Here is a 12,879-nt window from a genome sequence, read left to right as displayed (position 1 = left end):
GCTTATGCGTGTTTTCAGTGTTTATCTATCCGGGTGCGTGCCCGGCCTCGGTTAAGTCAGCAAAAAACGCTCTAATAAAACTGGATGCAAAAAAATAACCGGCGCGGTTAGCGTCGGTTATCATCTGATTTTGCAGGCCGCGTATTCTGCCCTAACCCGTGGCAGGAATACAAGCCATCGGGGCATCTTATGCAAAAAAAAGCGCGTCAGATGACAGGTAAAAAAACCTGTCAGGCATTTTTCAGCATCCAGTCAATCTCGGTAGACGTAATCAGCCGTTCAAACTGCATCAGTTCATGATGCTTACAGCTGTGCCAGACACTGGCAAAGCGTTCGCCCAGTAACTTCTGCAGCGGATAGCTGTTGTCAAACTCATACAGCGCATCGCTCTGGCGGATCGGCAGTGCCAGACCCTCGGCATGGTGACCGTTGCCGGTGACCGGATGGGGCAACGGCAACTGGGTATCCAGCCCATGCAGCATCCCGGCAAGAATAGCCGACACCACCAGGTAGGGATTAGCATCCGCGCCCGCAACCCGGTACTCAATACGATGATTGTCGATATCCCCGCACGGCACCCGCAGCGCAACGGTCCGGTTGTTATGGCCCCACGATGCCTGCAACGGCACATAGGCGTCCGGAACAAAACGGCGATAGGCATTCACATTGGGTGCCAGCAGCGCCATTGAGGCGGGCATCAGATCGATCATCCCAGCCAGCGCCCGTTTCATCAGCGGCGAATCACTGCCGTCATCGCAGGCGAAGGCGTTGTGATCGGCGGCATCCAGCATGCTGATATGCACATGCATGCCGCTGCCCGCATACTCCTCATAGGGCTTCGCCATAAACGTGGCGGTCATACCGTGGTTTTCTGCCACCTGACGAATCAGTCGCTTCAGCTGCACCGCATGGTCACAGGCCCGCAGCACGTCGCGGGTATGATGCAGGTTAATTTCAAACTGTCCGGGCGAGGCTTCCGCCAGCGCACCATCGGCCGGGATGCCCTGCTGACGGGCCAGATCGTCGATGTCACGCAGCACATCGGCGAAATGATCAAGGTTATCTACCGAGTAGACCTGGCTCTGCATATTGCGTTCATCACTGCCGGGCGAGCACGGCGGCTGGATAAAGCCTTCGGCATCGCGCTTTTTGTCCACCAGATAGAACTCCAGCTCTACCGCTACCACCGGAAACAGACCTCGGTTACGCAGCTGTTGCCACAGCCGGTTAAGGACATTTCGGGGTTCAACGTCAAAGGGAGTGCCATCTTGGTTGCACATTGTTAACAGCAGTTGCGCAATGTGCTGAGGGTCAGACGCGGAGGGAACTAAAGTACCGGTGACGGGCAGACAGAGATTATCGGGTTCGCCCAGTGACTGGCCGAGTCCCGCTTCTTCTACTGTGTTGCCGAGGATATCCATGGCAAACACCGAGGCGGGGAAATAACACCCTTTTTCCAGCTTAGGCAGCGCAGAGACCGGAATACGCTTGCCGCGGAACACACCATTTAAATCATTTAACAGGATGTCGACATACTGCGTGTCAGGATGGCGCTCCAGCCAGGTTTTCACCTCAAGCTGGAACGCGCTGGTTCGTTTCTCTTCACTGTGAAGCGTGAAGTCTTCCACTTCTACCAGGTTAGTCATGATCTCACCCGCCCCTATTAGGTTTGCGTAATGCTCAAAATAACAGCCACACCACTAACATAGCGCCAACATAAAAAGTGTGCAAATGTAACAAATCTGTTTGAAGAACAAACAGCAGATTGCTAGATTGAAAAAATATTGCACACTTAACCGCCAGACGTGCCCTTTCGGTAGATATTTCGAACAGCGATGCGAGGACGTGAGATGGGCATTATTTTTGACAAGCCGTTGATTGGCGTAGTGATGTGCCAGAAGGATCTGGGCGGCCATCCGAGCCAGACGGTTCACAATAAGTATACCGATGCGGTTGTCCTTGCGGGTGGCGTACCGCTGGCCCTGCCCCACAGTCTGATGAATGCGCCTCATCTATTAGAAAACGCTATGGCTGTTCTGGATGGCCTGCTGCTGACCGGCAGCCCCAGCAATATCGAACCCTGGCATTATGGCGAGGCGGGCGAAGAGCTGCATGCCGATCCGGGCCGTGACCATCTCGCCTTTCAGCTGATCACCTGGGCCACCAGCCACAAGATGCCGATGTTCGGGATCTGCCGTGGGCTGCAGGAGCTGGTGGTGGCAAATGGCGGTGCGCTGTGGCGGGAGCTCAGCGGGCAGCCGTCGTTTCAGCGTCACCATGAAGATGAGACGCTGCCGCTGGAGCAGCAGTATGCTCAGGCGCATCCAATCACTATTGAACCCGACGGCCTGCTGGCGACGCTGCTGGACAGCAACAGTCCGCTGGCGGTCAATTCACTGCATCATCAGGGGGTACGCGAACCGGGCCCGCAGTTGCGCGTTGAAGCGCGCGCGCCGGATGGCCTGATTGAGGCGGTGAGTCTGCGCCATCATCCCTTCGCCCTGGCGGTGCAGTGGCATCCCGAGTGGCAGCCGGAACACACAGCGGGATCGCAGGCGCTCTTCAGCGGCTTTATTCAGGCCGCCATTCGTTATCACAAGGAAAAAGAAAATGAGTGATGCCACGCTGGCGCCGGGACGACGGCTGGCGCAGATCCGGCAGACACTGGGGCTGTCGCAACGCCGTGTCGCCGAACTGGCCGGACTGACCCATAGCGCCATCAGCACCATTGAACAGGATAAGGTCAGCCCGGCGGTCAGCACCCTGCAGAAGCTGCTTAAAGTCTATGGGCTCTCGCTGTCAGAGTTCTTCTCGGAACCCAAACCGGATGCGGAACCTAAGGTCATTGTCCGCGCCAGCGACCTGCTGGAGATTGGCAGTCAGGGGGTTTCGCTGAAGCTTATCGACAATGGCCGTGCACAGCGCACGCTGGGCATGCTGCTGGAAACTTATCAACCCGGTGCCAGCACTGGCGAGAAGCTGCGTCATCCGGGCGAAGAGACCGGCACGCTGCTGGAAGGAGAGATTACGCTGGTCATCAACGGAGAGCACTATCATCTCTCCGCCGGAGAGAGCTACGTCATTGATACGGGCTTACCACACAGTTTCACCAACCGTGCTGAAATCCCCTGCCGCATTGTCAGTGCCCATACGCCAGCCAACTTTTAGGCGCTTCCGGAGGTTGTTATGAATTACGTGGAGAGTTATTACGCAGCGACCGCCAATCCGCATGCGCCCTGGCCGACATTACAGGAGAGCATTCAGTGTGACGTCTGCATTATTGGTGGCGGTTTCACCGGTCTTTCGGCGGCGCTGCATCTGACCGAGGTAGGCTATGACGTGGTTGTGCTGGAAGCGGCGCGGGTCGGCTTTGGTGCCAGCGGGCGTAACGGCGGTCAGGTGGTGAACTCCTACAGCCGCGACGTGGATGTGATTGAGCAGCGCTACGGTAAAGAGAGCGCCCGTATGCTGGGCAGCATGATGTTTGAAGGCGCTGAAATCATCCGCGATCGCATTAAGCGGTACGCGATCGACTGCGATTACCGGCCTGGCGGCGTTTTTGCGGCCCTGAATGCACGTCAGATGGCGCATCTGCGAAAACAGAAAGCGTTATGGCAGCAGTATGGGAATCATGATCTGGAACTACTGGATGAGCGAGCCATCCGCCGTGAAGTCGCCACCGAACGCTACGTTGGCGGGCTGCTGGATCGGCGCGGCGGCCATCTGCATCCGCTGAACCTGGCGCTGGGGGAAGCGGAGGCGATCCGTCGACATGGCGGACGCATCTATGAACAGTCCGCGGCGACCAGTGTGGTTTATGGCACACCAAACCGGGTAAAAACCGCCCAGGGCGAGGTCAGCGCGACCTTTGTGATCTTCGCCGGGAATGCCTATCTGGCCCCGCAGCTGGAACCGCGACTGAGCAGGAAAAGCATGCCATGCGGATCGCAGATTGTGGCAACCGAACCGCTGTCAACCGACCAGGCGTTGTCGCTGATGCCGAACAACTACTGTGTGGAAGATTGTAACTATCTGCTGGATTACTTCCGTCTGACGGCGGACAACCGGCTGCTCTATGGCGGCGGCGTGGTTTATGGCGCACGGGAACCGGCCGATATTGAAGCGTTGATCCGGCCCAAGCTGCGCCGCACTTTCCCGCAGTTGCAGAACGTGAAGCTGGACTTCAGCTGGAGCGGCAATTTCCTCCTGACGCTGTCGCGCATGCCGCAGTTTGGCCGACTGGAGAAGAATGTCTATTTTATGCAGGGTGACAGCGGTCATGGCGTAACCAGTACGCATCTTTCCGGCAAGCTGATCAGCGAAGTGTTACGCGGCGACGCCGAGCGTTTTGATGCCTTCGCCCGCCTGCCTCATCTGCCGTTTCCCGGTGGGCGACGATTTAAGGTGCCGCTGACGGCGATGGGCGCAGTGTGGTATGCGTTGAGGGATCGGTTAGGGGTATGAGGCTGAGGGCCAGACCTGGCTGTCTGGCCTGATGAAAACAGGTCTTTCAGCGGGGCACATTCTGCCCTGTTGTTTAAACTGTTATAGTATGTTGTAACTACAGGAAGAGCAGAACTTTCACCTATCAGAGCGGGAGCACTCAGCCCCCGCAACAGCGCCAGCCGCGTATCACTCCAGCGGCATTTTAATCGGGTCGTCATAGCGGTACTCAAAACCGAGTTCGCTACAGATGCGGGAACCATCAATCAGCTTGCCGCTATTCTTTTCCTCCTCGGGTGCGAACTGCGGCGGCTGCAGCCCAAGCTGGTGCGTGACCGCAGGATAGAAGGTGTCACGCGAGGGATGTTTCGAGGCACACAGATTGTAGACCCGGCCCCCTTTGGGCGACTGCAGTAGCAGCGTGATCGCCTCAACCACATCATCCAGATGCACCAGATTCACGCCCTGCGAGCCATTGACCACATCCTGCTTGCCGGCGAGGAAGCGTCCCGGATGGCGCTTTGGTCCTACCAGACCGGCCAGCCGCACAATATCTACGCTGGTGCCCGGCAGATCGTGCAGCCAGTTCTCCAGTTTAACCAGCGTCTTTCCGGCCACCGTTTCTGCGTCCAGCGGGCTGTTTTCCCGCTTAGCGCCGGCGCTGCTGCCATAGACTGAGGTGGAACTGGTAAAGATAATGCGCGGTACCTTATAAACCAGCGCGGTATCGACCACATTCTGCACCGCCTGCAGATAGGCTTCGCCCCCTTCCGCAGTGCGGCTGGCGGGCAGTGTAACGATCAGCGCATCGACGTTGAATAGCGGCTCAATATCGGCAGCATCACAGAGCAGTTCCGGCGTCAGTTCCAGCTGGAACGCCTCAATGCCGCAGCGGCGTGCCGCGTCTACACCGTCTGGCGTGGTTTTGCTGCCGGTGACCTGCCAGCCTCGCGCCGTTAACGCCGTGGCCAGCGGCATGCCTAACCAGCCCAGTCCCACAATCGCGACCTTCTTCATTTTGACTCCTGACGTGAAACATCAACCCTGACTTCACCGTAGTTTGCCCCCGGATTGCAAACCAGAACAACCTGTTTCAGCGCTTTCCGAACCGCCCGTTTAAAAAAGTGTTGCCAAGCGCAGCCATCTTCGCTAGGTTAAACCCCACAAATGAATACTCATTCATCGACGAGATTATTATGACACGCGTTCAGTTCAACCATCATCACCACCATCATCCTGACTAGTCTTTCAGGCGATTGGTGCTGGAAGACTTTCAAGATCTTCCAGTGGTGTGAATGCAAGAGAACCCCCGGAAGATCGTCTTCCGGGGGTTTTTTTATGGGCTGACGTAACCACACATTCAGGACCGAATTAAGAGGACAGGAACCATGTTAGATAACACCCGTTTACGCATAGCTATGCAGAAATCTGGCCGTTTAAGTGATGATTCACGCGAACTGCTGGCGCGCTGCGGCGTTAAAATCAACCTTCAGCAACAGCGCCTGATTGCGTTTGCGGAGAACATGCCGATCGACATCCTGCGCGTGCGCGATGACGATATTCCTGGCCTGGTAATGGATGGTGTGGTCGATTTAGGCATCATCGGCGAGAACGTGCTGGAAGAAGAGCTGCTGTCGCGCCGTGCCCAGGGTGAAGACCCGCGCTACTTTACGCTGCGCCGCCTCGACTTCGGCGGTTGCCGTCTGTCACTGGCGATGGCGACAGATGCCGAATATACCGGCCCGGAATGCCTGGATAAATCCCGTATCGCCACCTCCTATCCGCACCTGTTAAAACAATACCTCGACAAAAAAGGCGTCAGCTTTAAGACCTGTTTACTGAACGGTTCCGTGGAAGTGGCGACCCGCGCCGGTCTGGCTGACGCCATCTGCGATCTGGTCTCTACCGGTGCTACGCTGGAAGCCAATGGCCTGCGCGAAGTTGAAGTAATCTATCGTTCAAAAGCGGTGCTGATCCAGCGTGACGGCGAGATGCCTGCCGCCAAGCAGGAGCTGATCGACAAGATGATGACCCGTATTCAGGGCGTGATTAAAGCGCGTGAATCGAAGTACATCATGCTGCACGCGCCGAGTGAGCGTCTGGAAGAAGTGATCAGCCTGCTGCCTGGCGCAGAGCGCCCGACCGTGCTGCCGCTGGCAGGCGATGTCAGCCGCGTGGCGATGCACATGGTCAGCAGCGAAACCCTGTTCTGGGAAACCATGGAAAAACTGAAAGCGCTGGGTGCCAGTTCGATTCTGGTGCTGCCTATTGAGAAGATGATGGAGTAAGCCATGGCCTTTTCTACCCCGATTGAGTGGCAGCAGTGTACCCCCGAACAGCAGCAGGCGCTGCTGTTACGTCCTGCTATCGCCGCCTCTGAAAACGTGACGCTGACGGTGCGCGATGTGCTGGAGCAGGTAAAGCTGAACGGTGATGATGCCCTGCGCCAGTTCAGCGCCCGCTTCGACAAAGCGCAGGTGGATAACCTGCGTGTTACCGCGCAGCAAATCGCAGAGGCCAGCTTACGTCTGAGTGACGAGCTGAAGCAGGCGATGGCTGTCGCGGTGGGCAATATCGAAACCTTCCACAACGCGCAGATCCTGCCGCCGGTGGATGTGGAAACCCAGCCAGGCGTACGCTGCCAGCAGATTACCCGTCCGGTAAAATCGGTCGGACTCTATATTCCTGGTGGTTCCGCCCCGCTCTTCTCCACCGTGCTGATGCTGGCGACCCCGGCCCGTATCGCTGGCTGTGGCCGCGTGGTGCTCTGTTCGCCGCCGCCGATTGCCGATGAGATCCTGTATGCCGCCCAGCTGTGCGGCGTAGAAGAAGTGTTCCAGGTAGGCGGCGCGCAGGCCATCGCCGCGATGGCCTTCGGCACCGAAACCGTGCCACGCGTGGATAAGATTTTTGGCCCGGGCAACGCCTGGGTGACAGAAGCGAAACGTCAGGTAAGTCAGCGACTCGATGGCGCGGCGATTGATATGCCAGCGGGTCCTTCTGAAGTGCTGGTGATTGCGGATGAAGGCGCCACGCCCGCGTTTGTCGCGTCTGATTTGCTTTCACAGGCAGAGCATGGTCCCGACTCGCAGGTGATTCTGCTGACGCCTTCATTAAAGCTGGCCGAGGCGGTCGCGGTCGCGGTTGAGCAGCAGCTGGCGCAGTTGCCGCGGGCTGCCACAGCGCGTCAGGCGCTGGAAAGCAGCCGCCTGATCGTGGCGCGTGACCTTGAGCAGTGTGTCGCGATCTCTAATCTCTACGGCCCGGAGCACCTGATTCTGCAAACGCGCCAGCCGCGCGATCTGGTGGAGTCGATCACCAGCGCCGGTTCGGTATTTTTAGGCGACTGGTCGCCGGAGTCCGCGGGCGATTACGCCTCTGGCACCAATCACGTGTTACCGACCTACGGTTACACCTCGACCTGTTCCAGCCTGGGCCTGGCCGATTTCCAGAAACGCATGACGGTGCAGGAGCTGACGCCGCAGGGCTTCCTGAACCTGGCCGCCACCATTGAAACCCTGGCCGCCGCCGAGCAGCTGGATGCCCATAAGAATGCCGTCACCCTGCGCGTTGCCGCACTGAAGGAGCAAGCATGAGTCAGGATATTGAGCAGCTGGCGCGCGCCAATGTGCGCGCCCTGACGCCCTATATGTCGGCGCGTCGTCTGGGTGGCAACGGAGATGTCTGGCTCAATGCCAACGAGTTTCCGCTGCCAGTGCCGTTTGAGCTGTCGCAGCAGACGCTGAACCGCTATCCGGAATGTCAGCCTAAACTGGTGATTGAGCGCTACGCGGCTTATGCAGGCTTAACGCCGGAGCAGGTGCTGGTGAGCCGTGGCGCAGATGAAGCCATCGAACTGATCATGCGTGCCTTCTGTGAGCCGGGTCAGGATGCGATTCTGTTCTGTCCACCGACCTATGGCATGTACAGCGTCAGCGCCGAAACCATCGGTATTGAATACCGCACCGTCCCGGCCCTGACCGACTGGCAGCTGAACCTGCCTGCCATTGCAGAGCAGCTGGATGGCGTCAAAGTGGTTTACCTCTGCAGCCCGAACAACCCGACCGGCAACCTGATCAATCAGGACGACATCCGTCAGCTGCTGGCAATGACCGCCGGTAAAGCGCTGGTAGTCGCAGATGAAGCCTACATTGAGTTCTGCCCGCAGGCGACCCTGACCGGCTGGCTGAAGGATTATCCGCATCTGGTGATCCTGCGTACGCTTTCTAAAGCCTTTGCGCTGGCTGGCCTGCGTTGCGGCTTTGCGCTGGCGAATAAGCCGGTCATCGACCTGCTGATGAAGGTCATCGCGCCCTACCCGCTGGCCACACCGGTTGCCGATGTCGCCGGTCAGGCACTGAGCGACCAGGGAATTGCGCTGATGCGTGAGCATGTGGCACAGCTGAATGAGAATCGTAGCTGGCTGCAGGCTGAACTGACTCAGCTGGCCTGCGTTGAGCAGGTTTTCTCCAGTGAAACCAACTATGTGCTGGCGCGCTTTACCGATTCACCAAAAGTCTTCAAAACCTTATGGGATCAGGGCATTATCCTGCGTGATCAGAACAAAAATCCGGGCCTGTCGGGATGCCTGCGCATCTCCATCGGCACGCGTGAAGAGTGCGAACGAGTGATCGCCGCGCTGCAAGCCTTTTCTGTGGAGCAAGCATGAGCCAGAAGACCCTTTTTATTGACCGCGACGGTACGTTAATCTCTGAGCCGCCTGAAGATTATCAGGTGGACCGCATGGATAAGCTGGCGTTTGAGCCAGATGTTATCCCGGCGCTGCTGGCACTGCAGGCCGCCGGTTATCGCCTGGTCATGATCACTAACCAGGATGGTCTTGGCACCCCGGGTTTCCCGCAGGCCGATTTCGATGGCCCGCACAATCTGATGATGCAGATCCTGACCTCGCAGGGCATTGCGTTTGACGATGTGCTGATCTGCCCGCACATGCCGGACGATCACTGCGACTGTCGCAAGCCAAAAACCCGAATGGTGGAAGCCTGGCTGGCCGAAGGCGCGCTGGATACCGCCAACAGCTACGTGATTGGCGATCGCCTGACCGATGTTCAGCTGGCGGAGAACATGGGCATCCAGCCTATCCGCTACGGTGCTGACGGCCAGAACTGGCAGACTATCCAGCAGCGTCTGACCCAGCGTGACCGCCATGCGCTGGTGCAGCGCAACACCAAAGAGACACAGGTGCGGGTAGAACTGTGGCTGGATCGCGAAGGCGGCAGCAAGATTAATACCGGCGTGGGTTTCTTCGACCACATGCTGGACCAGATCGCCGTACACGGCGGGTTCCGCATGAACATCGAAGTGAAAGGCGATCTCTATATTGACGATCACCACACGGTGGAAGATACCGGTCTGGCACTGGGCGAAGCGCTGCTGAAGGCGCTGGGCGACAAGCGTGGCATTGGCCGTTTCGGTTTTGTGCTGCCGATGGATGAATGTCTGGCGCGCTGCGCGCTGGATATCTCCGGCCGTCCGCACATCGAGTTCAAAGCGGAGTTCAACTATCAGCGCGTGGGCGACCTCAGCACCGAGATGGTCGAGCACTTCTTCAGCTCACTCTCCTACGCCATGATGAGCACCCTGCATCTTAAAACCAAAGGCAAGAATGACCATCACCGCGTCGAGAGCCTGTTTAAAGCCTTTGGCCGTACGCTGCGTCAGGCGATCCGTGTTGAGGGCAATACGCTGCCGAGCTCGAAGGGAGTGCTGTGATGAACGTGGTGATCATGGATACCGGTTGCGCCAACCTGTCGTCGGTGAAATGGGCGATTGAACGTCTGGGCTACACCCCGGAAGTGAGCCGCGATCCCGATGTGGTGCTGCGTGCCGATAAACTGTTTCTGCCCGGCGTCGGCACCGCGCAGGCGGCAATGAATCAGCTGGAAGAGCGTGACCTGATCGATCTGGTCAAAGCCTGTACCCAGCCGGTGCTGGGGATCTGCCTGGGTATGCAGCTGCTGGGTCGAGGCAGCGATGAAAACGGCGGCGTGCCGACGCTGGGGATTATCGATGAGCCGGTGTCGTTAATGGACACGCACGGCCTGCCGCTGCCACACATGGGCTGGAACCAGATTACCGCGCAGGCGGGCAATCATCTGTTCCGTGGCATCGACGAAGGCTGCTATTTCTACTTCGTCCACAGCTATGCCATGCCGGTCAACGCCAGCACCATCGCACAGTGTCACTACGGTGAAGCTTTCACCGCCGCGGTGCAGAAAGATAACTTCTTTGGCGTCCAGTTCCACCCGGAACGCTCGGGCAAAGCGGGCGCGCAGCTGCTGAAAAACTTCCTGGAGATGTAATGATTATCCCCGCGTTAGATTTAATTGACGGCAAAGTGGTTCGTCTGCATCAGGGCGATTATGGACAGCAGCGCGATTACGGCAGCGATCCGCTGCCACGTCTGCAGGATTACGTTCGCCAGGGCGCGACCGTGCTGCATCTGGTGGATTTAACCGGCGCGAAAGATCCGGCGAAACGCCAGATCGCGCTATTGAAAACCCTGCTGGATGGCGTTGATGTGACGGTGCAGGTCGGTGGCGGCATTCGCAGCCGTGACGATGTTCATGCGCTGCTTGAAGCCGGAGCGAGTCGTGTGGTGGTTGGTTCCACGGCGGTGAAACAGCCTGAAGAGGTAAAACGGTGGTTTGCGGAATTTGGCGCAGAGGCGATTGTGCTTGCGTTAGATGTGCGCATTGATGCCAGTAACCGCAAAGAAGTGGCAATCAGTGGCTGGCAGGAAGCGGCGGGTGTCACGCTGGAAGAGGTGATTACCGACTTTCAGCAGGTGGGCCTGAAGCACGTGCTGTGCACCGACATTTCCCGCGACGGCACCCTGAGCGGCTCCAATGTTGCGCTCTATCAGGAAGTGACGGCGCGCTTCCCGACGATTGCTTTCCAGTCCTCGGGTGGCATTGGCGACCTCAATGATATCGCCGCCCTGCGCGGCAGCGGCGTTCAGGGCGTGATTGTCGGACGTGCGCTGCTGGAAGATAAATTCACTGTTTCGGAGGCGATCGCATGCTGGCAAAACGGATAATTCCCTGCCTGGACGTACGTGACGGCCAGGTGGTCAAAGGCGTACAGTTTCGCAATCACGAAATCATCGGCGACATCGTGCCGCTGGCGCAGCGCTATGCCGCCGAAGGTGCCGACGAGCTGGTGTTCTATGATATCACCGCCTCATCCGATGGCCGGGTCGTCGACAAAAGCTGGGTATCGCGGGTTGCGGAAGTAATCGATATCCCGTTCTGCGTCGCGGGCGGCATTAAAACCCCGGAAGACGCAGCGCGCATTCTGGAGTTTGGCGCAGATAAGATTTCGATTAACTCGCCGGCGCTGGCCGACCCCACGCTGATCACCCGCCTCGCGGACCGTTTTGGCGTGCAGTGTATTGTGGTCGGGATCGATACCTGGTTTGATGAAGCCAGCGGTAAATATCAGGTGAATCAGTATACCGGCGACGAAGCGCGCACCCGCGTGACGCAGTGGGAAACGCTGGAGTGGGTGCAGGAAGTGCAGAAGCTGGGCGCAGGCGAGATCGTGCTGAACATGATGAATCAGGATGGCGTGCGTAACGGCTATGACCTGGTGCAGCTGAAGAAAATGCGTGAAGTCTGCAACGTGCCCCTCATCGCCTCTGGCGGCGCAGGCACCATGCAGCACTTCCTGGATGCGTTTACCGAAGCTAACGTGGATGGTGCTTTAGCCGCCTCGGTATTCCATAAGCAGATTATTAATATTGGTGAGCTGAAGAGCTTTCTGATCGACAACGGAGTGGAGATTCGCGCGTGCTAACTGAACAACAACAGGCCCTTCTCGACTGGGATAAAACACAGGGCATGATGCCGGTCATTGTCCAGCACTTCGTCTCAGGCGAAGTGCTGATGCATGGCTACATGAACCCGGCCGCACTGGAGAAAACGCTGGCAGAAAGCAAGGTCACCTTTTTCTCCCGCACCAAAAATCGCTTGTGGACCAAAGGCGAAACCTCCGGCAACTTTTTGCAGGTCGTGAGCATCACGCCTGACTGCGACAATGACACCCTGTTAGTGCTGGCGGATCCTATTGGCCCGACCTGCCATCTGGGCACCACCAGCTGCTTCTCACCGGCGGTCCCTGAGTGGACGTTCCTCTATCAGCTTGAGCAGTTGCTGGCCTCGCGTAAAACCGCCGATCCTGAAAGCTCCTACACCGCACGACTCTACGCCAGCGGCACCAAACGCATCGCGCAGAAAGTGGGGGAAGAAGGCGTTGAAACCGCGCTGGCCGCCACGGTCAACGATCGGGATGAACTCACCAACGAAGCTTCTGACCTGGTCTATCACCTGATGGTGCTGTTGCAGGATCAGGATCTCGACTTCCGCGCCGTGATCAACAACCTGCGTGACCGCCATAAGTAACTGTGCAATATGC

14 protein-coding genes and 1 other annotated feature are annotated in these 12,879 nt (G+C 57.9%); of the genes, 12 read left to right on the top strand and 2 right to left on the bottom strand.

Annotated elements, in window-relative coordinates; translation table 11 throughout:
* Nucleotides 1-230: 230 nt before the first annotated feature.
* Nucleotides 231-1,646 (bottom strand): glutamine synthetase family protein, encoded by a 1,416-nt coding sequence (locus ACXKZD_RS06775; protein WP_010670953.1) that lies wholly within the window; start codon nucleotides 1,644-1,646, stop codon nucleotides 231-233.
* Between the two features lie 204 nt (nucleotides 1,647-1,850).
* Here ACXKZD_RS06775 and puuD point away from each other — a divergent pair, with 204 nt between their 5' ends.
* The 3 genes from puuD to ACXKZD_RS06760 are packed head-to-tail and all read left to right on the top strand — an operon-like array spanning nucleotide 1,851 to nucleotide 4,464.
* Nucleotides 1,851-2,618, top strand: a complete 768-nt coding sequence (gene puuD / locus ACXKZD_RS06770; protein WP_045140279.1) for a gamma-glutamyl-gamma-aminobutyrate hydrolase — start codon at nucleotides 1,851-1,853, stop codon at nucleotides 2,616-2,618.
* A complete protein-coding gene (gene puuR / locus ACXKZD_RS06765; RefSeq protein ID WP_010670955.1) occupies nucleotides 2,611-3,168 on the top strand; it encodes an HTH-type transcriptional regulator PuuR in 558 nt (185 codons plus the stop codon). Before puuD ends, puuR begins: the two co-directional genes overlap by 8 nt.
* Nucleotides 3,169-3,186: 18 nt before the next feature.
* On the top strand, nucleotides 3,187-4,464 hold the full coding sequence (locus ACXKZD_RS06760; protein WP_010248052.1) for an NAD(P)/FAD-dependent oxidoreductase: 1,278 nt from the start codon (nucleotides 3,187-3,189) through the stop codon (nucleotides 4,462-4,464).
* Between the two features lie 168 nt (nucleotides 4,465-4,632).
* Here the strand turns inward: ACXKZD_RS06760 and ACXKZD_RS06755 are convergent, their stop codons facing one another.
* Nucleotides 4,633-5,460 (bottom strand): SDR family oxidoreductase, encoded by an 828-nt coding sequence (locus tag ACXKZD_RS06755; RefSeq protein ID WP_346448325.1) that lies wholly within the window; start codon nucleotides 5,458-5,460, stop codon nucleotides 4,633-4,635.
* Nucleotides 5,461-5,639: 179 nt separating this feature from the next.
* On the opposite strand from ACXKZD_RS06755, the gene hisL reads away from it, so the two are divergent.
* The 9 genes from hisL to hisIE all read left to right on the top strand — a co-directional run bounded on the left by hisL (nucleotide 5,640) and on the right by hisIE (nucleotide 12,866).
* A complete protein-coding gene (gene hisL, locus ACXKZD_RS06750; protein ID WP_100396937.1) occupies nucleotides 5,640-5,687 on the top strand; it encodes a his operon leader peptide in 48 nt (15 codons plus the stop codon).
* Nucleotides 5,663-5,783, top strand: a sequence feature (His leader region). Its footprint overlaps the gene before it by 25 nt.
* 48 nt (nucleotides 5,784-5,831) lie before the next feature.
* Nucleotides 5,832-6,731 carry an ATP phosphoribosyltransferase gene (gene hisG, locus ACXKZD_RS06745; protein WP_004571317.1) on the top strand — a complete coding sequence of 300 codons (900 nt, stop codon included), beginning with the start codon at nucleotides 5,832-5,834 and terminating at the stop codon, nucleotides 6,729-6,731.
* A 3-nt stretch (nucleotides 6,732-6,734) separates the two neighbouring features.
* Nucleotides 6,735-8,039, top strand: a complete 1,305-nt coding sequence (gene hisD, locus ACXKZD_RS06740) for a histidinol dehydrogenase (protein ID WP_010670959.1) — start codon at nucleotides 6,735-6,737, stop codon at nucleotides 8,037-8,039.
* Complete coding sequence (hisC, locus tag ACXKZD_RS06735) at nucleotides 8,036-9,112, top strand: histidinol-phosphate transaminase (RefSeq protein WP_124890112.1); 1,077 nt, start codon at nucleotides 8,036-8,038, stop codon at nucleotides 9,110-9,112. The genes hisD and hisC overlap by 4 nt, the downstream gene beginning before the upstream one ends.
* Complete coding sequence (gene hisB, locus ACXKZD_RS06730; protein ID WP_010670960.1) at nucleotides 9,109-10,176, top strand: bifunctional histidinol-phosphatase/imidazoleglycerol-phosphate dehydratase HisB; 1,068 nt, start codon at nucleotides 9,109-9,111, stop codon at nucleotides 10,174-10,176. Before hisC ends, hisB begins: the two co-directional genes overlap by 4 nt.
* On the top strand, nucleotides 10,176-10,766 hold the full coding sequence (gene hisH, locus ACXKZD_RS06725) for an imidazole glycerol phosphate synthase subunit HisH (protein WP_008926061.1): 591 nt from the start codon (nucleotides 10,176-10,178) through the stop codon (nucleotides 10,764-10,766). The genes hisB and hisH overlap by 1 nt, the downstream gene beginning before the upstream one ends.
* Complete coding sequence (gene hisA / locus ACXKZD_RS06720; RefSeq protein WP_031591331.1) at nucleotides 10,766-11,503, top strand: 1-(5-phosphoribosyl)-5-[(5-phosphoribosylamino)methylideneamino]imidazole-4-carboxamide isomerase; 738 nt, start codon at nucleotides 10,766-10,768, stop codon at nucleotides 11,501-11,503. Before hisH ends, hisA begins: the two co-directional genes overlap by 1 nt.
* Nucleotides 11,485-12,261, top strand: a complete 777-nt coding sequence (gene hisF, locus ACXKZD_RS06715) for an imidazole glycerol phosphate synthase subunit HisF (RefSeq protein ID WP_010670962.1) — start codon at nucleotides 11,485-11,487, stop codon at nucleotides 12,259-12,261. Before hisA ends, hisF begins: the two co-directional genes overlap by 19 nt.
* Nucleotides 12,255-12,866 (top strand): bifunctional phosphoribosyl-AMP cyclohydrolase/phosphoribosyl-ATP diphosphatase HisIE, encoded by a 612-nt coding sequence (gene hisIE / locus ACXKZD_RS06710; RefSeq protein ID WP_010670963.1) that lies wholly within the window; start codon nucleotides 12,255-12,257, stop codon nucleotides 12,864-12,866. The genes hisF and hisIE overlap by 7 nt, the downstream gene beginning before the upstream one ends.
* Nucleotides 12,867-12,879: the final 13 nt, after the last annotated feature.

This window comes from Pantoea sp. ABR1s (genome assembly GCF_057812235.1).
Note: the sequence above shows the minus strand (reverse complement) of the source record. Positions and strands in the feature narration are given on the sequence as shown.